The sequence below is a fragment of the Aeromonas bivalvium genome, from assembly GCF_000819765.1.
Lineage (GTDB): Bacteria > Pseudomonadota > Gammaproteobacteria > Enterobacterales > Aeromonadaceae > Aeromonas > Aeromonas bivalvium.
On sequence record NZ_CDBT01000063.1, the window covers coordinates 72,874 to 97,417 of the forward strand.

Annotated in this window: 22 protein-coding genes; 21 read left to right on the forward strand and 1 reads right to left on the reverse strand. The window is 63.0% G+C overall.

Annotated elements, in window-relative coordinates:
- Positions 1 to 48 precede the first annotated feature (48 nt).
- Genes lafT through BN1119_RS18385 form a run of 3 tightly spaced genes read left to right on the forward strand, consistent with a single transcriptional unit; the run spans position 49 to position 2,300 of the window.
- Complete coding sequence (gene lafT, locus BN1119_RS18375; protein ID WP_042001643.1) at positions 49 to 906, forward strand: lateral flagellar motor stator protein LafT; 858 nt, start codon at positions 49 to 51, stop codon at positions 904 to 906.
- Positions 907 to 1,845 (forward strand): lateral flagellar motor protein LafU, encoded by a 939-nt coding sequence (gene lafU / locus BN1119_RS18380; protein WP_042001647.1) that lies wholly within the window; start codon positions 907 to 909, stop codon positions 1,843 to 1,845.
- On the forward strand, positions 1,842 to 2,300 hold the full coding sequence (locus tag BN1119_RS18385; protein WP_042001650.1) for a PilZ domain-containing protein: 459 nt from the start codon (positions 1,842 to 1,844) through the stop codon (positions 2,298 to 2,300). Before lafU ends, BN1119_RS18385 begins: the two co-directional genes overlap by 4 nt.
- On the opposite strand, the gene BN1119_RS18390 is transcribed toward BN1119_RS18385, so the two are convergent.
- The gene (locus tag BN1119_RS18390) at positions 2,236 to 3,138 is read right to left on the reverse strand and encodes a lytic transglycosylase domain-containing protein (protein ID WP_342027789.1); all 903 of its coding nucleotides are present in this window, start codon (positions 3,136 to 3,138) and stop codon (positions 2,236 to 2,238) included. The genes BN1119_RS18385 and BN1119_RS18390 overlap by 65 nt on opposite strands.
- A gap of 218 nt (positions 3,139 to 3,356) precedes the next feature.
- Here BN1119_RS18390 and BN1119_RS18395 point away from each other — a divergent pair, with 218 nt between their 5' ends.
- From BN1119_RS18395 to secA, 18 genes are all read left to right on the forward strand, one after another.
- The gene (locus BN1119_RS18395; protein WP_042002267.1) at positions 3,357 to 3,653 is read left to right on the forward strand and encodes a hypothetical protein; all 297 of its coding nucleotides are present in this window, start codon (positions 3,357 to 3,359) and stop codon (positions 3,651 to 3,653) included.
- Positions 3,654 to 3,894: 241 nt separating this feature from the next.
- A complete protein-coding gene (gene mraZ / locus BN1119_RS18400; RefSeq protein ID WP_042001653.1) occupies positions 3,895 to 4,353 on the forward strand; it encodes a division/cell wall cluster transcriptional repressor MraZ in 459 nt (152 codons plus the stop codon).
- Positions 4,354 to 5,292 carry a 16S rRNA (cytosine(1402)-N(4))-methyltransferase RsmH gene (gene rsmH, locus BN1119_RS18405; RefSeq protein WP_042001657.1) on the forward strand — a complete coding sequence of 313 codons (939 nt, stop codon included), beginning with the start codon at positions 4,354 to 4,356 and terminating at the stop codon, positions 5,290 to 5,292.
- Positions 5,293 to 5,295: 3 nt separating this feature from the next.
- A complete protein-coding gene (gene ftsL / locus BN1119_RS18410; RefSeq protein ID WP_042001660.1) occupies positions 5,296 to 5,610 on the forward strand; it encodes a cell division protein FtsL in 315 nt (104 codons plus the stop codon).
- On the forward strand, positions 5,607 to 7,352 hold the full coding sequence (locus BN1119_RS18415) for a penicillin-binding transpeptidase domain-containing protein (protein WP_042001663.1): 1,746 nt from the start codon (positions 5,607 to 5,609) through the stop codon (positions 7,350 to 7,352). The genes ftsL and BN1119_RS18415 overlap by 4 nt, the downstream gene beginning before the upstream one ends.
- A complete protein-coding gene (murE, locus tag BN1119_RS18420; protein WP_042001667.1) occupies positions 7,297 to 8,832 on the forward strand; it encodes a UDP-N-acetylmuramoyl-L-alanyl-D-glutamate--2,6-diaminopimelate ligase in 1,536 nt (511 codons plus the stop codon). The genes BN1119_RS18415 and murE overlap by 56 nt, the downstream gene beginning before the upstream one ends.
- Positions 8,829 to 10,184 (forward strand): UDP-N-acetylmuramoyl-tripeptide--D-alanyl-D-alanine ligase, encoded by a 1,356-nt coding sequence (locus BN1119_RS18425; RefSeq protein ID WP_042001670.1) that lies wholly within the window; start codon positions 8,829 to 8,831, stop codon positions 10,182 to 10,184. The genes murE and BN1119_RS18425 overlap by 4 nt, the downstream gene beginning before the upstream one ends.
- Positions 10,178 to 11,260, forward strand: coding sequence for a phospho-N-acetylmuramoyl-pentapeptide-transferase (gene mraY / locus BN1119_RS18430; RefSeq protein WP_042001673.1), 1,083 nt, complete (start codon positions 10,178 to 10,180; stop codon positions 11,258 to 11,260). Before BN1119_RS18425 ends, mraY begins: the two co-directional genes overlap by 7 nt.
- Positions 11,261 to 11,262: 2 nt before the next feature.
- Complete coding sequence (gene murD / locus BN1119_RS18435) at positions 11,263 to 12,546, forward strand: UDP-N-acetylmuramoyl-L-alanine--D-glutamate ligase (RefSeq protein ID WP_042001676.1); 1,284 nt, start codon at positions 11,263 to 11,265, stop codon at positions 12,544 to 12,546.
- Positions 12,543 to 13,727, forward strand: a complete 1,185-nt coding sequence (gene ftsW / locus BN1119_RS18440) for a cell division protein FtsW (protein WP_042001679.1) — start codon at positions 12,543 to 12,545, stop codon at positions 13,725 to 13,727. Before murD ends, ftsW begins: the two co-directional genes overlap by 4 nt.
- A complete protein-coding gene (gene murG / locus BN1119_RS18445) occupies positions 13,724 to 14,812 on the forward strand; it encodes an undecaprenyldiphospho-muramoylpentapeptide beta-N-acetylglucosaminyltransferase (protein WP_258955568.1) in 1,089 nt (362 codons plus the stop codon). Before ftsW ends, murG begins: the two co-directional genes overlap by 4 nt.
- Before the next feature lie 106 nt (positions 14,813 to 14,918).
- On the forward strand, positions 14,919 to 16,373 hold the full coding sequence (gene murC, locus BN1119_RS18450) for a UDP-N-acetylmuramate--L-alanine ligase (protein WP_042001685.1): 1,455 nt from the start codon (positions 14,919 to 14,921) through the stop codon (positions 16,371 to 16,373).
- A 96-nt stretch (positions 16,374 to 16,469) separates the two neighbouring features.
- A complete protein-coding gene (locus tag BN1119_RS18455; protein WP_042001687.1) occupies positions 16,470 to 17,222 on the forward strand; it encodes a cell division protein FtsQ/DivIB in 753 nt (250 codons plus the stop codon).
- Positions 17,203 to 18,462, forward strand: a complete 1,260-nt coding sequence (ftsA, locus tag BN1119_RS18460; RefSeq protein ID WP_042001690.1) for a cell division protein FtsA — start codon at positions 17,203 to 17,205, stop codon at positions 18,460 to 18,462. The genes BN1119_RS18455 and ftsA overlap by 20 nt, the downstream gene beginning before the upstream one ends.
- 40 nt (positions 18,463 to 18,502) lie before the next feature.
- On the forward strand, positions 18,503 to 19,654 hold the full coding sequence (gene ftsZ, locus BN1119_RS18465) for a cell division protein FtsZ (protein WP_042001693.1): 1,152 nt from the start codon (positions 18,503 to 18,505) through the stop codon (positions 19,652 to 19,654).
- A 95-nt stretch (positions 19,655 to 19,749) separates the two neighbouring features.
- The gene (lpxC, locus tag BN1119_RS18470) at positions 19,750 to 20,673 is read left to right on the forward strand and encodes a UDP-3-O-acyl-N-acetylglucosamine deacetylase (protein ID WP_042001696.1); all 924 of its coding nucleotides are present in this window, start codon (positions 19,750 to 19,752) and stop codon (positions 20,671 to 20,673) included.
- A 137-nt stretch (positions 20,674 to 20,810) separates the two neighbouring features.
- Complete coding sequence (locus BN1119_RS18475; protein ID WP_042001699.1) at positions 20,811 to 21,716, forward strand: M23 family metallopeptidase; 906 nt, start codon at positions 20,811 to 20,813, stop codon at positions 21,714 to 21,716.
- 57 nt (positions 21,717 to 21,773) lie between these two features.
- Complete coding sequence (secA, locus tag BN1119_RS18480) at positions 21,774 to 24,494, forward strand: preprotein translocase subunit SecA (protein WP_042001702.1); 2,721 nt, start codon at positions 21,774 to 21,776, stop codon at positions 24,492 to 24,494.
- The last annotated feature ends 50 nt before the right edge of the window (positions 24,495 to 24,544 follow it).

Below are 24,544 nucleotides of genomic sequence, written 5' to 3' on the forward strand. Positions count from 1 at the left end.
ACTCGCCACATCCCGTGGCGAGACACCTTGTGTTGTGCGGGAGCATTCATGCAAAAACAGCTAGGCCTTGGCATCATCTTCGTGTGTGTGCTGGGCGGTTTCATGATGGCCGGTGGTCGCCTGCTCGCCCTGTGGCAGCCCGCCGAAATGGTCATCATCTTCGGGGCCGCCATCGGCTCCATGTTCATCGGCAACTCCAAAGAGGTGCTCCACGAGATGTGGCGCCAGATCAAGCAGGTGGCCAAGCCGAACAAGGAGGAGCGGGAACTCTATCGCGAGCTGCTGACCCTGATGCATCAACTGCTGGAAGAGACCCGCAGCAAGGGGCTCAAGGCCCTCGACGAGCACATCGAGAATCCGCAGCAGAGCTCGGTGTTTCTCATGTACCCGCAGATCGCCGAGGATCCCCAGCTGCTGGGCTTCATCATCGACAACCTGCGCCTGCTCGGCATGGGCAAGATCAGCCCCCACGAGCTGGAGACCATGCTGGAGCAGGAGATCATGGCCATCGAGGAGGAGATGCTCAAACCGGCCCATGCCCTGCACAAGACGGGGGAGGCCTGCCCCGGCTTCGGCATACTGGCGGCGGTCATGGGCATCATCATCACCATGCAGCAGCTCGATGGCCCGCTCACCGCCATCGGCGTGCATGTGGCGGCGGCCCTGGTCGGCACCTTCATCGGGATATTCATGTGTTACTGCCTGCTCGAGCCACTGAGCAGCGCCATGGAAGATCTGGTCAAGCGTCGCATCTCGCTATTGATGTGCGTCAAATCCATCCTGCTGGCCCAGTTGCGTGGCAAGCAGCCTCTGCTCGCGGTCGACTCCGGGCGCAAGGTGCTCGAGCCCGATGTCAAACCCAGCTTCATGGAGCTGGAGGACTGGGTCACCAACAAGGCGATGTAGATGCGCAACCACGAACAGATCATTGTCAAACGGCAGAACCGCCGCAACTCGGCCCCCAAGAGCGGCGGGGCCTGGAAGGTGGCGTTTGCCGACTTCACCCTCGCCATGATGGCCCTGTTCATGGTGCTCTGGATCCTGGCCGTCTCCAATCAGGAGGAGCGGGAGCAGGTGGCCAGTCACCTGCGTGATTACAGCATCCTGGACAATGCGGCCAACCCCTTCGACATTCGCAACAGCCCCTTCCCGGTCGATTTGGGGGGGCAGCCTTCGCCGCTGGAGGAGCTGGTGCCCGTCTACACCCAGGATGGCCAGCTGATGCCAAAGCACAGGGATCCGAGCCAGAGCATCCTCAACGAGAAGGGGGTCGATCACTACAGCAACCTGGTGGTGGGACGGGTCGAGGGAATGCAGCAGATGGCGGAGCTGGCCGGGGTCATCGACTCCCTGGCGGATCAGCTGCAGGCCAGGAACAACCTGGAGCTGCAACTGGTGCCCCAGGGGCTGCGCATCCTCATTCGGGACAATGAGGACAGGGAGATGTACGGCCGGGGCAGCGCCAGGATCAGCCCCTTCTTTCGCCACCTGCTGATGGGGCTGGCCCCCGTGTTCCAGCGGGTCGAGAACCGGGTGATGATCTCGGGTCACACCGACAACACCCCGTTTGCCAACGACAACTACAGCAACTGGGAGCTCTCCTCGGATCGCGCCATGATGGCCAGGCGCGTGCTGCTGGCCGGCGGCATGCCGCCGCAGCGCATTGCCCAGGTGGTGGCCATGTCCGATACCATGCTCGAAGATGAGGGCAATCCGACCGGCAGCCGCAACCGGCGCATCGAATTGCTGATCATGAGCAGCCAGGCCGAACAGAGCCTGGAGCAGCTGTTCAGCTCACAACTCAAGGCCGCGGCGGCGCAGGCCAAGGAAGGTATGCCCAGATGAAGGATGAAGCCGACCAGGCGCTCCCCCAGGCAGGGGCGCAGGATCCCAGGCGCAAGGTGCCACGCTGGTATCTCCATGATGGTTCAGAACCGCTCGAGACTCAGAGCTGCGGCATCGCGGCCCGCCTGCTGGTCAGCGGCCTGCTGTTTGACAAGCGGCTCGGCCGGGCGGTGATCAAGGACATAGGGCCGGGCGGGGTGGGCTTCCTGGCCCCGGCACGCTTCCTGCTGCCTGCTGTCATCAATCTCTCCCTTGCCCCCAACATCCGGCTCGAGTGCCGGATCATGCACAGGCGACCCATAGGTCAGCACCTTTGCTTCTATGGCGCCAGCTGGACGCAACCCGACCAGGTGGACCTGACCCCTGTCCTCAGCCACTGGCGCCACTGTTTCATGGCAGCAGCGGCGCCGCAGGACGATCCAGCCCCAGCGGATCCGGCAGACGTTCGAGCCTGATCCCGCCCCGCCCCAGATCCAGCCCCTTGCTCGCCTTCAGCAGCAGGGGGTCATGCAGGCTCTCCAGTGAGATGGTGCTGGCGATGAAGGGCCCCTTCCTGACCAGCTTCTCTTCCCCGGGTTGCCGGCCTTCGCCCTGACTGTATGCGATGGGGCAGCGACTCACCCCCTGCGCCTGTGGCAGACGCCAGGCCGGATTCCAGCGACTGGCATCATTCATGGATACCCCCTTCTCAAGGGCCCAGGCCAGCAGCGAGCAGCCCTGGGGGGCTGACACTATCTGCAATTCCGCCCCCTGTCGCCAGGGGGGCAGGACAAAGCCATAGCGCTGAGGGTATTGCAGCACGCGGGAGAGCGCCAGCAGGCGAGCGACGTAGAGGCGGGTCTCCTCTGGCAGGGGCAGATCCCACAGATTGCGGCTGTTGGCGGCCAGTATGGCTCTGGTCACCCGGCCTTCTCCCGCGTTGTAGGCCGCAAGGGCCAGGGGCCAGTCCCCGTCGAACAGGCGGTGCAGCCAGGCGAGATAGGTGAGGGCGGCATCGGTGGCGAGCGGCAGGGAGTAGCGGCCATCGAAGCTGTCGTTGATGGGCACCCCGAATCGACTCGCCGTCTGGGGCATCAGCTGCCAGGGACCGGCCGCTCCGGCGTGGGAGACCACGTCCAGCCGGTAGCTGCTCTCGATGAGGGGAACGAAACTGAGCAGGGCGGGCAGCTGCCTGGCCTCCACCTGCCTGGCGACCCAGCGGATCATGGGTTGCACCTGGCCAAGGCGCCGCTGCAGGTAATCCTGTTGCTTGAGCAAGAAGGCGCCCTGGGCCTGCACCAGATCCTGGCCCACCCCCGTCAAAGGGGTGGGAAAACCCGCCTGCCAGTGGTAGTTTTGATAAGAATAACAACAAGATGGCGTCAAAATAATCAGCGAGAGCAGCCATCGCATCATGACCCTCATGACGCCGCTTCCCCCGGGAGGCCAAAGGCGAATAAAAACATGATGACTCTCAACAGTTTTCGACCTTTTCAGTCGACTGTTCATGTGGATTCAAGGATGTGATGAGCATGATACCACAAGCAAAAACCCCCCCTACAGCGGGCAAGACACTCCAAAAGTTTCTGCTCTATCTCATCTTGATTAACTTCATGCTGATGGGTCTCTATATCCTCTATATGGACGGCCTCGGGCTGGCGACCAATATGCTGCTCAGCGCCCTGCTCATTCTTTATAATTTGCTGCTTTGCCGCCTCGTCTGTCTGCGGGCGAGGCGGGCGGGCGATGGCTACATCATCTATCCCGTGGTCGGGGTGAGCATCGTTCTGTGTACCTTGATCCTCTATCGCTTTATTATTTCCCCCTGAATCGAGGGCCTCTTTCATGGGGACTCTAATTAATCGCATGCACTTTCCCTGAAATAACTCGTGGAAAATCAACCCGCTTAATCCGAGCCCGTCAAACGCTGCGTCAATATGTTCCCTGCCATCAGGATCCTTGCTTGAAAAGCCCTTTACTCGTCCTTAAACTTCACAGTGGAGAAAAGTGGATCAAAGTGGTTTTTCTGGGCAGAGACCCACCATTTATTACTCATTGGGGATGGCTAATTTGTTGCGTGGTGCTCACGCCATCAGCCTGGATGTCAAAGGGCGACTGGCGATTCCGACCAAGTTCCGTGACTGGCTGCGCGATGAATGCGACGGCCAGCTGGTCTGCACCATAGATATCGCCCACCCCTGCCTGCTGCTCTACCCCCTGCATGAATGGGAGGAGATAGAGCGCAAGCTGAAGACGCTCTCCAGCATGGATCCCGCGCAGCGCCGTCTGCAGCGCCTGTTGCTGGGGCACGCGACCGAATGTGAACTGGACGGCAATGGCCGTCTTCTGCTCTCCCAGCCCTTGCGCACCCATGCCGGGCTGGACAAGAGAATCATGCTGGTGGGCCAGCTCAACAAGTTTGAGCTGTGGGACGAAGCCCGCTGGCAACATCAGATCGATACCGATATCGCGAGCCTGCCCGAGGATGACTGGGCCGGCTCGGATCGCTTACAGGATTTCTCGCTATAAATGAGCCAAGCCGCTGAACATATCACAGTGCTGTTGCACGAGGCCGTCGAAGGTCTGGCCATCCAGCCGGACGGTATCTACGTCGATGGCACCTTTGGTCGTGGCGGTCACTCCCGTCTCATCTTGCAAAAACTCGGCCCCAATGGCCGTCTGATTGCGATTGACCGCGATCCTCAGGCCATCGCCGAAGCCGCCAAGATCCAGGATCCCCGTTTCGAGATAGTGCACGGCCCCTTCTCCGGGATCACCGGTTACCTGGCCGATCGCGGCCTGTTGGGCAAGGTCAACGGCTTCCTGCTGGATCTGGGGGTCTCTTCCCCCCAGCTGGACGATGCCGAGCGCGGCTTCAGCTTCATGAAGGACGGCCCTCTCGACATGCGCATGGACCCCACCACGGGCCAGAGCGCTGCCGAGTGGCTGGCCAAGGCCGACGTGGATGACATCGCCTGGGTACTGAAGACCTTCGGCGAGGAGCGTTTCGCCAAGAAGATCGCCCGCGCCATCGTCCACGATCGGGCGACCGAGCCCTATGTGCGCACCCGTCAGTTGGCGGAGATGATAGCCAGGGTCAACCCGAGCAAGGAGAAGGGCAAGCACGCGGCCACCCGCAGCTTCCAGGCCATCCGCATCTATATCAACAGCGAGCTGGACGAGATAGAGACGGCGCTGGATGGCGCCCTGCAGGCCCTGGCCCCAGAGGGGCGCCTCTCCGTCATCAGCTTCCATTCCCTGGAAGACAGGCTGGTCAAACACTTCATTCGCAAGCACGAGAAGGGGCCAGAAGTGCCGCGGGGCATCCCCCTGACCGAGGCTCAGCTGGCCGGTGGTCGCAAGCTGAAATCGGTGGGCAAGGCGCTCAAGCCGTCGGAACACGAAGTCACCGAAAATACCCGGTCCCGCAGCTCTGTGCTGCGGGTCGCAGAGCGCCTGGCGGAGTGAGCCATGAGTGAATTTCGCGTCCACCTCGGCAAGGAGATAGTTCAGGACCTCTGGCGGCACAAGCTGCAGCTGGCCCTGGCCATTGCCGTGCTGGTCACCTGTTTTGCGGTGATCCTGGTGACCAACATGACCCGGGTCATGACCTCGACCCAGAACGATCTCATGGCCGAGGAGGACAGGCTCAACATAGAGTGGCGCCACCTCTTGCTGGAGCAGGGCACCCTGGCCGAGCACTCCCGGGTGGCGGCACTGGCCATGGACAAGTTGCAGATGGCTCGCCCCCTGGTGACCACCGAGAAGGTAATCAGCCAACCATGAAACGCAAGACGCCCGCCAAGGCGCAGGCCAAAGCCCCGTCACTCTATCCGTGGCGTTTTCGCACCCTGGTGTTGTTCATCGGGATGGCGTTTGTCGGCTTGATCCTGCGTCTGGCCTGGATCCAGGTGATAAGCCCGGACCGGTTGCGCCAGGAGGGGGACATGCGCTCCCTGCGGACCACCTCGACCCAGGCGGTGCGCGGCATGATCACGGATCGCAACGGCGAGCAGCTGGCGGTATCTGTGCCGGTCGAAGCGGTGTGGGCCGATCCCAAGACGGTCCACGAGTCAGGCTCCATCCACAACGAGCGGGCCTGGCTGGCCCTCTCCGCCGTGCTCAAGGTCGACATCAACACCCTCAAGCACCGCATCTCCAACCCTAAGAAGCGCTTCGTCTATCTGCAACGCCAGGTGACCCCTGCCGTGGCCGAATACATCAAGGGCCTCAAGCTGGGGGGCGTCTTCCTGCGTCCCGAGTCGCGCCGTTTCTACCCAACGGGGGAGATCAGCGCCCACCTGGTGGGGGTGACCAACATAGATGGCCATGGCATAGAGGGGATAGAGCGCAGCTACGATCAGTGGCTGAGCGCGACCCCGGGCGAGCAGCGGGTGCGCAAGGACAGGCAGGGCCGGGTCATAGAGCGGCTCGGCGTGGTCAAGGAGGGCAAGAACGCCAACAACCTGGCCCTGAGCATCGATCAGCGGGTGCAGGCCCTGGCCTATCGCGCCCTGAAACGGGCCACCGACGAGAACAAGGCTACGTCCGGTTCCCTGGTGATGCTGGATGTGAAGACAGGCGAGGTGCTGGCCATGGTCAATACCCCCTCCTACAACCCGAACAACCGGGGTCAGTACCAGAGCTTCCGGGTACGCAACCGGGTGGTGACGGACACCTACGAGCCGGGGTCCACCATCAAGCCGCTGATCCTGCTCAGCGCCCTGCAGGCCGGGGTGACGAGCTGGAAGGATCACATCCAGGGCGGGCCCCTCTATATCGGGGCCAAGCAGATCCGCGATGTCAGCATCCACAGCGCCAACAACCTGTTCGACATCTTGCGTTACTCCTCCAACATCGGCATGTCCCGTATTGCCCTGCGCATGCCGGCCCAGGAGATGATCAACACCCTCAGTCTGTTCGGCTTTGGCAATGACACCGGCAGCGGCCTGATCGGCGAGAGCCTGGGGATGCTGCCCCAGCGCCGGCGCTGGTCCGATATCGAACGTGCCACCCTGTCGTTCGGCTATGGCCTGCGGGTGACCCCGCTGCAGCTGGCCTCCGCCTATGCCACCCTGGCCAACCAGGGCAAGCGGGTGCCCATCTCCACCATCAAGGTGGACAAGGCGCCCCAGGGTGAGCAGGTCATCGACCACAACAATGCCAAGGCCATGATGCAGGCCCTGGAGTTCGTGGTCGACAACGCCATTCCCAAGGCCAAGGTGCCCGGCTATCGCATCGGCGGCAAGAGTGGTACCGCCAAGGTCGCCGTCGCCGGTGGCTATGGCAAGGACTACATGGCCTGGTTTGCCGGCTTCGCCCCGGCCAGCAACCCCCGCTTCGTCATGGTGGTGGTGGTCAATGAACCCAAGGGCAAGGCCTACTACGGCGGTGCCGTCGCGACACCGCCCTTTGCCGAGGCCATGGGCGGCGTGCTGCAGCTCTACAACATTCGTCCCGATGCGGTGCCCAATGCGCCGCCCCCCTCACTCGCCCGACTGGAGGCCGCCGTTGTCCCTCACACTTGATGCCCTGGTGCGCCCCTTCGGTCTCGAAGCCGGGGCGCTGCCCCTGACCGACATGCAGCTCGACAGCCGACGAGTCGGCCCTGGCTGCCTGTTCGTGGCACTCAAGGGGCATCAGACCGACGGCAGGCAGTTCATCGGGCAGGCGGTGGCCCAGGGGGCGAGCGCCGTGCTGTTCGAGGATGACGGCAGCTTCGTGCCCCCTGTGCTGGCGATCCCCTGTATCGGCATGGGCGATCTGCCGGTCAGGCTCAGTGCCCTGGCCGGACGCTTCTTCGGCGATCCGGCCAGGGCGCTGCAGCTGATAGGCATCACGGGCACCAATGGCAAGAGCACCACGGCGCTGCTGGTGGCCAACTGGCACAGCCTGCTCGCCGAACAGACGGGGGCCGGCAAGGCGGCCGTCATGGGCACCATAGGCAATGGCCTGTTCGGCGAGCTGGTGGAAGCGGCCAACACCACGGGTAGCGCCCTCGAGGTGCAGGCCAATCTGGCCGCCCTGCGCGATCAGGGCGCCAGCCTGGTGGCCATGGAGGTCTCCAGCCATGGTCTGGTGCAGCACAGGGTGGAGGATCTCCACTTCGCCGCCACCGTCTTCACCAACCTGAGCCGGGATCATCTCGACTATCACGGCTCCATGGCCGCCTATGGCGAGGCCAAGGAGCTGCTGCTCAAGCAGGTCGATGAGCACTGTGCCCTCATCAATGATGACGACCCGCTGGGGCACGAATGGCTGACCCGTTATCCCCAGGCGGTGGCCTTCGGCACCAATGGCCCGATTGAAAACCACCCTGGACGACAGTTGACGGCGCAGCATCCCCAATTTCATCAGCAGGGATTCAGTTCAGCCATTAACTCCAGCTGGGGGAATGGTGTATTATCCGCCCCCTTGCTCGGCCGCTTCAACGTCAGCAATGTGCTGGCGGCCATGGGGGTCATGCTGGTGCTCGGTCACGAGTTCGAGCAGCTGATCGCCACCGCCCCCCGCCTGCAGGGGGTGACGGGTCGCATGGAGTGTTTCGGCGGCGGCGATGCGCCGCTGGCTGTGGTCGATTATGCCCACACCCCGGATGCGCTGGAGAAGGCGCTGCAGGCCCTGCGGGTGCACTGCGAGGGGCGGCTGTGGTGCATCGTCGGTTGCGGTGGCGACCGCGATCGCGGCAAGCGTCCCATGATGGCCGCCGTGGCCGAGCTGCATGCGGACTGCGTGATCCTGACCGATGACAATCCCCGTACCGAATCGCCGGCCCGCATCATGGCCGACATGGTGGCGGGTCTTGCCGATCCTGGCGCCGTGACCATAGAGCACGACAGGGTCAAGGCCATAGGGCTGGCGCTGGCGCAGGCGAGCAAAGAGGACATCATCCTGGTGGCCGGTAAGGGTCACGAGGATTATCAGATCATTGGCAAAGACAAGCGGCACTACAGCGACCGGGAAACCGTCGCGGCCGCGTTGCACACATTAATGGAGTCATTCAGATGATGACCCTCAGGCTTGCCGAACTGGCCCGGGCGCTCGATGCCCGCCTGATCGGCGGCGATCACGAGATCACCGCCGTCAGCACCGATACCCGCACCCTGGGCGCCGGTGCCCTGTTCGTGGCCCTGCGCGGCGAGCGGTTCGACGCCCACGATTTCTGCGAGCAGGCGGTGCTGGCGGGGGCCTCTGCCCTGCTGGTGGAGCGTGAACTGCCCCTGGCCATCCCGCAACTGGTGGTGGCCGACAGCCTCAAGGGACTGGGGCGACTCGGCAAGCTGGTGCGCGAGCGCATCAACCCGAAAGTGCTGGCCATCACCGGCAGCTGCGGCAAGACCACGGTGAAGGAGATGGCGACCGCCATCCTGCGCTGTGAGGGGGAGGTGCTGGCCACTGCCGGCAACTTCAACAACGAGGTGGGGGTGCCCCTCACCCTGCTGCGCCTCGAGCCGCAGCACCGCTTTGCCGTGATGGAGCTGGGAGCCAACCACCCGGGGGAGATCGCCTGGACCACCTCCCTGGCCCGGCCCGATGCCGCCATCATCAACAACGTGGCGGCGGCCCATCTGGAAGGCTTCGGCTCCCTGGAGGGGGTGTTCCACGCCAAGAGCGAGATCTTCGAAGGGCTGGGCGAGGGCGGCAGCGCCATCGTCAATGCCGACAACGAGTTCTGGCCCAGGTGGCGGGAGAAGGGCATCCGTTGCGCCTTCTCCCTCGAGGATCAGCGCCAGCCGTACCACACCCGCGACATAGTGCTCAATCAGGAAGGGTGCGCCGAATTCGTCATGGTGACCCCCCAGGGGGAAGTGAGCCTGACCCTGACCATTCCCGGTCGTCACAACGTGGCCAACGCCCTGGCCGCCGCCGCCGGGACCCTGGCGCTGGGGGCCTCGCTCGCCTCTGTCAAGGCGGGGCTGGAGCAGATGGCACCGGTCAAGGGGCGCTTTTGCGTGCGCCGCTGGGGTGGCCTGACCCTGATTGACGACACCTACAACGCCAGCGTGGAGTCCGTGCTGGCGGGCATCGATGCCCTGACCGCCATGGGCGGCTACAAGGTGCTGGTGTTTGGCGACATGCGAGAACTGGGTGAGGGCTCGGCCGAGCAGCACGCCCGGGTCGGCCGCCATGCCCGCGCGTGCGGGCTGGATGCCGTGCTCACGGTCGGCGAGGAGAGCCGTCATACCGCAGACGCTGCGGGCGGCCGACATTTCGATAACAAGGCGTCTCTCTATGACGTGCTGGCACAGATGATCACGACAGAACAAACCATCGCCATTCTGGTGAAAGGGGCGCGGGGTTCCCGCATGGAAGATATCGTCAACATGGTCGCCGACCATCAGGAGCAAGCCTCATGCTAGTCTGGCTGGCAGAACTGCTCACCCCGCACTTCACCTTCTTCAACGTCTTCTCCTATCTGACGTTTCGCGCCATCCTGTCGATCATCACCGGCCTGGTGGTGGCGCTCTGGATGGGGCCGCGCCTCATCCGCCGCCTGCAGATCCTCAAATTCGGCCAGGTGATCCGCAACGACGGCCCCGAGTCCCACCTCAGCAAGCGGGGCACCCCGACCATGGGGGGCCTGATGATCATTGCGGCCATCTTCATCTCGGTACTGCTCTGGAGCCGCCTCGACAATCCTTATGTCTGGCTGGTGCTGTTCGTGCTCGGTGCCTACGGCGCCATCGGCTTTGCCGATGACTACCTCAAGGTGGTGCGCAAGAATACCGACGGCCTGATCGCCCGCTGGAAGTACTTCTGGCAATCCGCCGTTGCCCTGGGGGTGGCGGTGTTCCTCTATGCCACCGCGACCCACGACGGCCAGACCCAGCTGGTGGTGCCCTTCCTCAAGGACGTGATGCCCCAGCTCGGCCTGATGTTCATCCTGCTGACCTACTTCGTCATCGTCGGTACCTCCAACGCGGTCAATCTGACCGATGGTCTCGACGGTCTGGCCATCATGCCCACCGTCATGGTGGCGGGAGGCTTTGCCCTCATCGCCTGGGCCACCGGCAACGTCAACTTCGCCAACTACCTGCACATTCCCTATGTGCCCTACGCCTCCGAGCTGGTGATCGTCTGCACCGCCATCGTGGGCGCGGGCCTCGGCTTTCTCTGGTTCAACACCTATCCGGCCCAGGTGTTCATGGGGGACGTGGGTTCCCTGGCCCTCGGCGGTGCGCTCGGCACCATCGCCGTGCTGGTGCGCCAGGAGTTCCTGCTGGTGATCATGGGCGGCGTCTTCGTGATGGAGACGGTCTCGGTGATCCTGCAGGTGGGATCCTACAAGCTGCGGGGGGTGCGCATCTTCCGCATGGCCCCCATTCATCACCACTACGAGAAGAAGGGCTGGCCGGAGCCGCGGGTCATAGTGCGGTTCTGGATCATCACCCTGATGCTGGTGCTGCTGGGTCTCGCCACCCTGAAGGTGCGTTGATCATGGTCATCATCCTGGGTTTGGGAAAAACCGGTCTCTCCTGCGTCGATTACTTCCTCGGCCGTGGCGTCACGCCCCTGGTGATGGACACCCGCAAGAATCCCCCCGGCCGCGACCAGCTGCCGGCCGGAGTCGAACTGCGTGAGGGGCTGGATGAAGCCCTGCTCGCCCAGGCACACCTCATCGTCGCGAGCCCGGGCATTGCCCTGGCGACCCCGGCCCTGAAAGCCGCCGCCGAGCGTGGCATCGACATCGTCGGTGACATAGAGCTGTTCGTGCGCGAGACCAGTACCCCCGTCATCGCCATCACGGGCTCCAACGGCAAGAGCACGGTCACCACCCTGGTAGGCGAGATGATCGCCGAGGCGGGGCTCAAGGTGGGCGTTGGCGGCAACATAGGTACCCCGGCCCTGAGCCTGCTCAAGCAGCCCATGGATCTCTGCGTGCTGGAGCTGTCCAGCTTCCAGCTCGAGACCACCCACAGCCTGCGTGCCGCCGCCTCCGTGGTGCTCAATCTCAGTGAGGATCACATGGATCGCTATGCCGGCATGGCCGATTACCGCGCCGCCAAGCAGGAGATCCATCAGCACTCCCAGCACATCCTGGTCAACCGGGACGATGCCCTGACCCTGCCCGACGTGGGCGAACTCTGGAGCAGCTTCGGCCTCGACGGCAATGCCTATGGTCGGGGCGAGTTCGATGGCGAGCTCTGGCTGACCCTCCATGGCGAACCGCTTATCCCGGTGAGCGAGATGAAGATAGTGGGGGCCCACAATCAGGCCAACGCCCTGGCGGCCATGGCCCTGTGCGATGCGGTCGGCATCCCCCGCGAACCCCAGCTCGCCGTGCTGCGCCGCTTCGAGGGCCTGCCCCATCGTGCCCGCTTCGTGCGCGAGGTGAACGGGGTGCGCTGGATCAACGACTCCAAGGCCACCAACGTGGGGGCCACCCTGGCCGCCGTGGCCGGGGTGCGGGAGTCGGTCAAGGGACGCCTGCTGCTGCTGGCCGGTGGCCAGGGCAAGGGGCAGGATTTCGGCCCGGTGCAGGCGCTGCTCGGCCACCAGATAGATCATATGTACTGCTTCGGCCAGGATGCCGAGCTGCTGCTGGCCCTGGGTGAGCAGACCGAACGGGTGGCGGACCTGGATGCCGCCGTCGCCAAGGCGGCGCTGGACGCCAGGCCCGGTGACTGGGTGCTCCTTGCCCCCGCCTGCGCCAGCCTGGATCAGTTCGCTTCCTTCGAAGCCCGTGGCGATCGCTTCACCGAGCTGGTACTCGCCTTATGAACGCCCTGCGCGCGACCCTCGGCTTGCTGCAGCGGCTCCTGCTTCCCGCCAGGCCAGGTGCGCTCTACGATCGGCAGCTGGTGGTGCTGGCCCTCTCCCTGATGACAGTGGGGCTGGTGATCGTGGCCTCCGCCTCCATTCCGGAAGGGATCGCCCTGGCGGGGGATCCCTTCATGTTCGTCAAGCGCCACGGCATGTTCCTGGTGATGGCGCTGGGTATCTCCTGGTTCGTGTTGCAGGTGCCCATGGCCCGCTGGCAACACTACAACGGCCCCATGCTGCTGCTGGCCATCCTGATGCTGGTGCTGGTGCTGCTGGTGGGGCGCAGCGTCAACGGTTCGGTGCGCTGGTTGCCGCTCGGCCCCTTCAACCTGCAACCGGCGGAGTTCGGCAAGCTGGCGCTGTTCGTCTATCTGGCAGGCTACCTGGTGCGGCGCCAGAGCGAGGTGCGCGAGCGCTTCATCGGCTTCATGAAGCCGATGGCGGTGCTGTTTCTGGTGGCCGTGCTGCTGCTTGCCCAGCCGGATCTGGGCTCGGTGATCGTGATGTTCGTCACCTCGCTGGGCATGCTGTTCCTGGCGGGCGCCCGCATGGTGCAGTTCATCGGCCTCATCCTGGTGGGGATCAGCGCCGTGGTGACCCTGATCATCGCAGAGCCCTACCGGATGCGGCGGGTCACCTCCTTCCTCGATCCCTGGGCCGATCCGTTCGGCAGCGGCTATCAGCTGACCCAGTCCCTGATGGCATTCGGTCGCGGCAGCTGGCTGGGAGAGGGGCTCGGCAACTCGATCCAGAAGATGGAGTACCTGCCGGAGGCCCACACCGACTTCGTGTTCGCCATCCTGGGGGAGGAGCTGGGCTACCTCGGCGTGCTGGGTGCCCTCTTCCTCATCTTTGCCCTGGCGATCAAGGCCCTCAAGCTGGGCCATCAGGCCCTGGTGGCCGACAAGCTCTACGAGGGCTATCTGGCCATCGGCATCGGCATCTGGTTCAGCTTTCAGACCTTCGTCAACGTCGGCGCGGCCAGCGGCATGATGCCGACCAAGGGGCTGACCCTGCCGCTGGTCAGTTATGGCGGCTCCAGTCTCATCATCATGACGGTGGCGGTGAGCATGTTGATCCGGATCGATTTCGAATTGCGTCAGGCCAGTGCCCAGGCGCGTGTGCGGGAGGTTGCGTGAGTAGCAAGACGTTGTTGGTGATGGCCGGTGGTACCGGGGGCCATGTGTTTCCCGGCTTGGCGGTGGCCGACAGGCTCAGGGCCCAGGGCTGGCGCATCCACTGGCTCGGCACCGCCGACCGGATGGAGGCCGAGCTGGTGCCCGCCCACGGCTACCCCATCTCCTTCATCGACATCCAGGGGGTGCGTGGCAATGGCCTCAAACGGCTGCTGGTGGCCCCCTATCGCATCGTCAAATCCATCCTGCAGGCCCGTCGGGTATTGAAGACGATCAAGCCGGACGTGGTGCTCGGCATGGGGGGCTTCGCCTCTGGCCCGGGCGGCGTGGCAGCCTGGCTGTCTGGCATCCCCTTGCTGCTCCATGAGCAGAATGCCGCCGCCGGCATGACCAACAAGCTGTTGGCCCGCATCGCCAGTCGTGTCCTGATGGCCTTCCCGGGGGCATTTGCACCGAGTCGCCGCACCGCCGTGGTGGGCAACCCGGTACGGCCCGAGGTGGTCAACCTGCCGGATCCGGCCAGCCGCATTGGCAGCCGGGCCGCGCCACTGCGCCTGCTGGTCATCGGGGGCAGCCTGGGGGCCCGGGTGCTCAACGAACAGGTGCCCGCCGCGGTCGCCGCCGCCGGCGTGCCCATCGCTGTGCGTCACCAGACCGGCAAGGGCAACCGGGACGCCGTCGCCGCTGCCTATGCCGCCCTGGGCCAGGAGGCCGAGGTGAGCGACTTCATCAAGGAGATGGCTGATGCCTACGCCTGGGCCGATCTGGTGGTGTGCCGCGCCGGGGCCCTGACCGTCTCCGAGGTGGCCGCCGCCGGTGTAGCCGCCATCTTCGTGCCGCTGCCCCATGCGGTGGACGATCACCAGACCCGCAACGCCCTGACCCTGGTCGACGGCGGGGCGGCCGAATTTCTGCCCCAGTCAGAGCTGAGCCAGGCGACCCTGGCGGCGCGTCTCGCCTGGCTGGCCGGGCGCAGGGACATATTGCTGAACATGGCCAAGGCGGCGCGGCGCGTCGCCATTGTCGATGCCGCAGAGCGGGTTGCCGATGAGTGCAAACGGCTCGCCACCGGTGACAAGGCATGCTGATCAAGACTGCACAGGCCAAGCCGTGCCGTCTTACCCCTCAATGTATTGAGGCCGTAGCACCCGTTGCAGATGAGCGCGGGACTGGCGGCAGAGTAAAGAGAGAAATATGAACAAGGTTGAACTGGCAAAACTGCGTACCGTGATCCCCGAAATGCGCCGCGTGCGCCGCATCCACTTTATCGGCATAGGTGGCGCGGGCATGGGGGGCATTGCCGAGGTGCTGGCCAACGAGGGCTATCAGGTCTCCGGCTCGGATCTGGCCACCAACGGGGTGACCGAGCGGCTCGCCAGCCTGGGAGCCCAGATCTGCATCGGTCACAGCGCCGAACATGTGGATGGCGCCAGCGTGGTGGTGGTCTCCACCGCCATCAGGGCCGACAACCCCGAGCTGCTGGCTGCCCGGGAGCAGCGCATTCCCGTGGTGCGCCGCGCCGAGATGCTGGCGGAGCTGATGCGTTTTCGCCACGGCATCGCCATCGCAGGCACCCACGGCAAGACCACTACCACCAGCCTGGTGGCCAGCATCTATGCCGAAGCGGACAGGGATCCCACCTTCGTCATCGGCGGCCTGCTCAACAGCGCAGGTACCAATGCGCGCCTGGGCAGCAGTCGCTATCTGATCGCCGAGGCGGACGAGAGCGATGCCTCTTTCCTGCATCTGCAACCCATGGTCTCCATCGTGACCAACATCGAAGCGGATCACATGGACACCTATGGCGGCGACTTCTCCAGACTGAAGGCCACCTTCATCGAGTTCCTCCACAATCTGCCTTTTTACGGCTTGGCCGTGGTATGTGTTGACGATCCCGTGATCCGTGGCATGCTGCCTGAGATCGCGCGCCCGACCCTGACCTATGGCCTGTGCGACGATGCCGATGTGCAGGTGCTGGATTTCGTGCAGACCAGCAACCGCAGCCGCTTCCGGGTGCGTCGCAAAGATGCCGGCGAGCTGACCGTCACCCTGAATCTGCCGGGGGTGCATAACGCCCTCAACGCCGCCGCCGCCATCGCGGTTGCGACCGAAGATGGCGTCAGCGATGAGGCCATCATCAATGCCCTGGCCAAGTTCGAAGGGGTGGGGCGCCGCTTCCAGCAATATGGGGAATTCGAGACCGGGCGTGGCAAGGCCATGCTGGTGGACGACTATGGCCATCACCCGAGCGAGGTGAAGGTGACCATCAATGCCGCCCGCGCCGGCTGGCCCGAGAAGCGGCTGGTGATGGTGTTCCAGCCCCACCGCTACAGCCGCACCCGGGATCTCTACGAGGATTTCGCCGATGTGCTCTCCAAGGTGGATGTGCTGGTGATGCTGGAGGTCTATGCCGCCGGCGAGGAGCCGATCCCGGGGGCCGATGGCCGCGCCCTGTGCCGCTCCATCCGCTCCCGTGGCAACCTGGAGCCGGTGTTTGTCGCGACCCCGGAAGATGTGCCCGCCGTGCTGGCGGACCTCATCGGCGAGGGGGATCTGGTGCTGACCCAGGGGGCCGGCAACGTGGGCGCCCTGGCCCGCCGTCTGGGGGAGATGAAATTGAGCATAGAGAGCATGAAATCCGGCGCCTGAGGGCCTAATGAGTATTTTGACCGCCAAGCCGGGGCCTATATAATGGCGCACCCGGCCCGGCAGGCGGCCTGGCCGCGTTTTACGGGGATATGACGGGTGGAGGCAAGGGCACAAGGGCGCACCAAGGGTGGCTTCATCATAGGGGTCATGTTTTTCCTCCTGGTGATGATGGGGCTCTACCAGAGCGCGCTGGATGTTAAAGAGTGGCTGACAGATGCCAACCGGTTGCCCATCAGTGCCTTGCTGGTACAGGGGCAACACCAATATATCAAGGCGGAGGAGTTGCGCAGTGCCGTGCTCGATGGCGATGCGCCGCGCAACTTCTTCGAGCTGGATGTGAATGAACTGCAGGAGCGCTTGACGGCCCTGCCCTGGGTAGCCCAGGTGTCGGTACGCAAGAAATGGCCCGACAAGATCAAGGTCTACCTCACCGAGCAGGCGGTGGCGGCCCGCTGGAACGGCAACCGCTTCGTCAATGCCAAGGGGGAGGTGTTCAGCGCCCCCAACAGGGTGAAGAGCCCTTTGATGCAGCTGTCCGGTCCGGATGATCAGGCGGCCAAGGTACTGGAGACCAGCCGTCAGTTCGAGGCGCAGCTGGCGGAGCGTGGCTACAAGCTGGAGGCGGTCAATCTGACCCCCCGTTACGGCTGGGAGCTGACGCTGGATAACAATATTCAGCTGTTTGTGGGGCGTTCGGATATGGCGCTCCGTCTGCAGCGATTTATCGATGTCTTCCCTGTCATCGAACCCCGTGAGCAAGTGGCTTATGTGGACCTTCGATACGACACCGGGATGGCGGTTGGCTGGAAGAAGAACGAAGAGAAAGCGCATGACCAAAACCGCAGATAGAAATCTGATTGTCGGGCTGGATATCGGCACTACCAAGGTGGCGGTTCTGGTGGGCGAAGTGCTGCCGGACGGTGAGCTCAATGTCATCGGCATGGGCAGCCATACCTCCCGCGGCATGGACAAGGGCGGGGTCAACGATCTGGATTCCGTGGTCAAGTCCCTGCGCCGCGCGGTGGAAGAGGCCGAGATGATGGCAGACTGCCAGATAAGCTCCGTCTATCTGGGGCTGTCCGGCAAGCACATCGATTGCCGCAACGAGACCGGCATGGTGCCCATCTCCGACGAGGAGGTGACCCAGGAGGACGTAGACAACGTCATCCATACCGCCAAGTCGGTGCGTCTGTCTGACGAACTGCGGGTGCTGCACGTGCTGCCCCAGGAGTTCGCCATCGACTATCAGGAGGGCATCAAGAACCCGGTCGGCCTGTCCGGGGTGCGGATGGCCGCCAAGGTGCACCTGATCACCTGCCACAACGACATGGCTCGCAACATCGAGAAGTGTGTGGAGAAGGTGGGACTGCGGGTGGATCAGCTGATCTTCTCGGCCCTGGCTTCCAGCTATGCGGTGCTGACCGAAGACGAGAAGGAGCTGGGTGTCTGCGTGGTGGACATAGGTGGCGGCACCATGGACATGTCGCTGTTTACCGGCGGTGCCCTGCGTCACACCAAGGTGATCCCGTATGCCGGCAGCACTGTCACCAGCGACATTGCCTACGCCTTCGGCACGCCGCCCCTGGACGCCGAGGCCATCAAGGTGCGCTACGGCTGCGCCCTCGGCCGCCTGGTGAGCAAGGAAGACAACATAGAGGTGCCCAGCGTCGGCGGACGCCCGGCCCGCAGTCTGCAACGGCAGACCCTGGCCGAGGTGATCGAGCCCCGCTACACCGAGCTGCTCTCCATGATCAATGACGAGCTGGTGAAGGTGCAGAGTGAATTGAAACAGCAGGGGGTCAAGCATCAGCTGGCCGCCGGCGTAGTACTGACAGGCGGTGCTGCCCAGATCGAAGGCATAGTGGAGTGCGCAGAGCAGTTGTTCCAGTGCCAGGTCCGGGTCGGCGAACCCATGAATGTGCGCGGATTGAGCGATTACGTGCAGGCACCAGTCTACTCGACCGCGGTCGGGTTGCTGCAATACGGCCGTACCCATCAATCCACAGGCAGTAGCAACGATTACACCGCCAAGGCAAGCGTCGGTGGGCTGGTCAAACGGGTCAGCAACTGGTTGCGCGGCGAGTTCTAAAAGATTTTGCTGAGTCAGGCAAATAAAGCGGAGAGACAACATGTTTGAATTTATGGATAGCCACACGGACGAAGCCGTCATCAAGGTGATTGGCGTGGGTGGCGGCGGTGGTAACGCCGTCGAACACATGGTTCGTCAAAACATCGAGGGTGTTGAGTTCATTACCGTCAACACCGACGCCCAGGCACTGCGCAACTCCAGTGCCAACACCACATTGCAGATCGGCGGTGGCATCACCAAGGGTCTGGGTGCCGGGGCCAACCCGGAAGTGGGTCGCGATGCCGCCATGGAAGACAGGGAAGCACTGCGCGAGCTGCTGACCGGTTCAGACATGGTGTTCATCGCCGCCGGCATGGGGGGGGGTACCGGTACCGGTGCCGCCCCCATCGTGGCCGAAGTGGCCCGCGAGATGGGCATTCTGACCGTTGCCGTCGTGACCAAGCCGTTCTCCTTCGAAGGGAAGAAGCGGATGGGCTTCGCCGCCCACGGTATCGAGGAGCTGTCCAAGAACGTCGACTCCCTGATCACCATCCCCAACGACAAGCTGCTGAAGGTGCTGGGTCGTGGCATCTCCCTGCTGGACGCCTTCAAGGCGGCCAACGACGTGCTGCTGGGTGCGGTACAGGGCATTGCGGAGCTGATCACCCGTCCTGGCCTCATCAACGTCGACTTCGCGGACGTGCGTACCGTGATGCGCGAGATGGGCACCGCCATGATGGGGACAGGTTCCGCCTCCGGTGACGACCGTGCCGAGGAAGCGGCCGAGAAGGCCATCTCCAGCCCGCTGCTGGAAGACGTGGATCTGGCCGGTGCCCGTGGCATCCTGGTCAACATCACCGCCGGCATGGACATGACCATCGAAGAGTTCGAGACCGTGGGCAACGCGGTCAAGGCCTTCGCCTCCGAGAACGCTACCGTGGTGGTGGGTACTGTTATCGACCCGGAGATGCAGGACGAGCTGCGGGTGACCGTGGTCGCGACCGGCATCGGTGCCGAGCGCAAGAGCGACATCACGCTCGTAAAAAACAACATGGTCCAGGAGCGTCCGGCCCGTCAGCCTCTGATCAGCGAAGCCCTGCAGTCTCGCGTGATGGAAGAGGCCCCGGCCAAGGTGGTGAACGCCGAGCCGCAAGCTCGTCGCGAACCGGATTATCTCGATATTCCGGCTTTCCTGCGCAAGCAGGCAGACTAAGCCTCTAACGAGGCTGGTTTGTTTGTTGTTTAAGGAATGTGCTAAGATGGCCCGTCAACGACCATCTGGTCCGGAATTTAGCTGTGGATACGCCCATGATTAGACAAAGAACCTTGAAAACGAGTGTCCAGGCCACTGGTGTGGGCCTGCATTCGGGCCGGAAAGTCACGATGACGTTCCGTCCGGCACCTGTGAACACAGGGATCGTTTACTTGCGTACCGATCTGAATCCTGTGGTAGAGCTGCCAGCCAATGCCGACCAGGTGCGCGATACCGTACTCTGTACCGCTCTGGTCAATGAGGCCGGTGTGCGTGTCTCCACCATAGAGCACCTCTCCGCTGCCCTGGCCGGGATGGGGATCGACAACCTCTACGTCGAGGTTGATGCCCCCGAAATCCCGGTGATGGACGGCAGTGCACACCCCTTCATCTACCTGCTGCAGGAAGTCGGGATCCGTGAACAGAATGCGCCCAAGCAATTTGTGCGGATCAAGCAGAGCATCCGGGTTGAAGACGGCGACAAGTGGGCGGAATTCCACCCCTATCGCAACGGCTTCAAAATGGATCTCGAGATCGACTTCCAGCACCCTGTGTTCGAAGGCCGCAACCAGCGTTGTGTACTGGATTTCTCCGGCGCCTCTTTCGTCAAAGAGATCAGCCGGGCCCGTACCTTCGGTTTCATGCGTGACATCGAATACCTGCGTTCCCAGAACCTGGCCCTGGGCGGAAGCCTGGAAAACGCCGTGGTGCTGGATGACTATCGAGTGCTGAACGAAGATGGTTTGCGCTACGAAGACGAGTTCGTCAAGCACAAGATGCTGGATGCCATCGGTGATCTGTACATGTGCAACCGCAGCATCATCGGCGAATTCCGCGCCTACAAGACGGGCCATGCCCTGAACAACAAGCTGCTGCGTGCCCTGCTGGCCCAGCAGGAGGCATGGGAACTGGTGACCTTCGAGGGTGAGGGCGACAAAGCGCCGATCGCTTACTACGACAACGGTCTGGTTCTGGCCTGATAGTGCAACAGGACGTCGGTCTCCTCTCCGCGCCGACGTCCTGTCATTTGTTTATTCCATCCTTTAATACCGATTATCTCCCGGTTTTATTGCCCGTGCAGGCTGCTGACCTCACCTGACCGAGAAGACAGATTTCTATGAGCATTACCCTGATCCTCAATGGCAAGCAGCGGCGCAAGCTGCACTTCCCCAAACAACGTCTGGCCTGGGTCGGCGGTCTCTTTCTTTCTATTCTGGTGCTGGGGTCTGTCCTGCTATGGCAGAGCTGGCATCAGAAAATGGCTGCCCTCGAGCTGGCGCTGGTTCAAGCAGAGCAGCAGCAGGCGAGTCAAACTACCGAGCAGGCCCGTGAACAGCTCGCCATGCTGGCGGCTCAGGTGGGCACCATGCAGGGTCAGCTCGGCCGGCTCAATGCCCTCGGCGAGCGCCTGACCGAACAGGCGGATCTCGATCCGGACGAATTCAACTTCAAAGAGCTGCCTCCCATGGGCGGCCCCTCCTATGATGCCGATCTCGAGGTGAACCTGGATGAGCTGCAAAGCTCCATGGCCCACCTCAGCAAACAGCTCAGCAGCCGCGAAGAACAGCTGTCGGTACTTGAATCTTTCATGCTCAATCACCATATCACTGACGCGGGCTTCATCTCCGGCTCGCCGGTGCAGCAGGAGCGAGTCTGGATCAGCTCGGGGTTTGGTGGCCGGGTCGATCCTTTCAACGGCCGCGCCAAGATGCACAAGGGAGTGGATTTTCGTGGCAAGCCGGGCACCCCCATACTGGCGACCGGCAAGGGGATCGTCAGCTGGGCTGGGCGTCACCCGGAATTTGGCAACATGGTGGAGGTCAACCACGGCAATGGCCTGGTGACCCGTTATGCCCACAACTCCAAGCTGCTGGTGGAGGTGGGCACGCTAGTCGATCAGGGTCAGAAGATAGCCCTGATGGGACGTACCGGTCGCGCGACCGGGGTTCATTTGCATTACGAAGTGTTGAAAGATGGTCGTCAGGTCAACCCCAGTCGATTTCTCAATGCCAGACGGGGTTAGGTTTTTTTCTCTCCAGTTCCAGTGACGGAACCTTATAACCAGAAATAGTTGGTACCCATGATTAGCACACTGCTTACCAAGATTATCGGCAGCCGGAACGACAGAACGCTCAAGGCTTTGCGCAAAATTGTAAAACAGATCAATGCGATGGAGCCTCAGTTCGAGGCGCTGTCCGATGCCGAGCTGCAGGCCAAGACGGCCGAGTACCGTCAGCGTCTGGAGCAGGGGGAGACGCTTGAACAGTTGTTGCCTGAAGCGTTCGCCACGGTGCGCGAGGCGTCTCGCCGGGTCTTTGGCATGCGTCACTTCGACGTCCAGCTGATCGGTGGCATGGTGCTCAACTCCAACCGCATCGCCGAGATGAAGACGGGCGAAGGCAAGACCCTCACCGCGACCCTGCCGGCCTATCTGAATGCCCTGAGCGGTCGCGGCGTGCACGTGGTGACGGTGAACGACTATCTGGCCAAGCGTGATGCGGAGGCGAACCGTCCCCTGTTCACCTTCCTCGGCCTGACCGTGGATTGCAACGTGCCCGGCATGGATGCGTCCCAGAAGCGCGACGCCTACGCCGCCGACATCACCTACGGTACCAACAACGAATTCGGTTTCGACTACCTGCGCGACAACATGGCGTTTTCGCCCGAGCAGCGGGTGCAGCGCCCGCTCAACTACGCCCTGGTGGATGAGGTGGATTCCGTGCTCATCGATGAGGCGCGCACCCCGCTCATCATCTCGGGTCCGGCGGAAGACAGCTCCGCCATGTATATCCAGATCAACAAGCTGATCCCGCTGCTGGTCAAGCAGGACAAGGAAGATTCGGAAGAGTACACCGGTGACGGCCACTACACGGTGGACGAGAAGAACCGCCAGGCGCTGCTGACCGAGAACGGCCAGATCTTCGTGGAAGAGCTGCTCAAGAAAGAGGGGCTGCTGGCAGAGGAAGACTCTCTCTTCTCCGCCACCAACATCAGCCTGCTGCACCACGTCAACGCCGGTCTGCGGGCCCATACCCTGTTCGAGCGCAACGTCGACTATATCGTCCAGAAGGACGAGATCGTCATCGTCGACGAGCACACCGGCCGCACCATGCCGGGTCGTCGCTGGTCAGACGGTCTGCACCAGGCGGTGGAGGCGAAGGAAGGGGTCAAGATCCAGAACGAGAACCAGACCCTGGCCTCCATCACCTTCCAGAACTACTTCCGTCTGTACGACAAACTGGCGGGCATGACGGGGACGGCGGATACCGAAGCCTTCGAATTCCAGCAGATCTACGGCCTGGATACCGTGGTCATCCCGACCAACCGTCCCATGGTACGCAAGGACATGGGCGATCTGGTCTATCTGACGGCACAAGAAAAGTATGCCGCCATCGTCGAGGACATCCGTGGCTGCGTCGAGCGCGGCCAGCCGGTGCTGGTGGGTACCGTCTCCATCGAGAACTCCGAACTGCTGTCCGGCATCCTGACCAGGGAGAACATCCCCCACAAGGTGTTGAACGCCAAGTTCCACGCCATGGAGGCGGAGATCGTCGCCCAGGCGGGCCAGACCGGCGCCGTCACCATCGCCACCAACATGGCCGGTCGGGGTACCGATATTGTGCTGGGGGGCAACTGGCAGGCGGAGATAGCCGCGCTGGAGTCTCCGAGCGAGGCACAGATCAACGAGATCAAGGCCGCCTGGAAACTGCGTCATGACGCCGTGCTCGAGGCCGGTGGCCTGCACATCATAGGCACCGAGCGTCACGAATCCCGCCGGATCGACAACCAGCTGCGCGGCCGCTCCGGTCGTCAGGGTGACCCGGGTTCCTCCCGCTTCTACCTCTCCATGGAAGATCAGCTGATGCGGATCTTCGCCTCCGACCGCGTGACCGGCATGATGAAGAAGCTGGGCATGGAAGAGGGCGAAGCCATCGAGCACCCCTGGGTGACCAAGGCCATCGAGAATGCCCAGCGCAAGGTGGAGGGTCGCAACTTCGACATCCGCAAGAACCTGCTGGAATTCGATGACGTGGCCAACGACCAGCGCAAGGTGGTCTACGAGCAGCGCAACGAATTGCTGGAAACCAACGACATCTCCGAGACCATCCGCATCATTCGCGATGACGTCTATGGCGCCGTCATCGACGAATATATTCCGCCCCAGTCCCTGGAAGAGATGTGGGACGTGCCGGGCCTGGAGACCCGCCTGGCCTCTGACTTTGGCCTGGTTCTGCCGATCCAGCAGTGGCTGGCGGCGGATGACAAGCTGTATGAAGAGAAGCTGCGCGAGCGCATCCTGGAAGAGGCTGCCAAGCTCTATGCCCGCAAGGAAGAGCTGGTCGGCTTCGAGGTGCTGCGCAACTTCGAGAAGGCGGTGATGCTGCAGACCCTGGATGGCCTGTGGAAGGAGCATCTGGCCGCCATGGATCACCTGCGTCAGGGTATCCATCTGCGCGGCTACGCCCAGAAGAACCCCAAGCAGGAGTACAAGCGCGAGTCCTTCGATCTGTTCACCCAGATGCTGGAGACCCTCAAGCGCGACGTGGTCAGCATACTGAGCCGGGTCCAGGTGCAGGAGCGGGACGTGGAGGCGATGGAAGAGCAGCAGCGCCAGCAGGCGGAAGCCGCTCCCCGCACCTATACCCATGCCAACGCCCAGGATCCACTGGCGCAGGAGGGGGCCGAGGAGGGCGATGCCAGGACCACCTTCGTGCGTGACGAGCAGAAGATAGGTCGCAACGACCCCTGCCCCTGCGGCTCCGGCAAGAAGTACAAGCACTGTCACGGTCAGTTGACCTGACGCGCTATGCTGATGAATGCACCGCCTCCGGGCGGTGCATTCATTTGAGG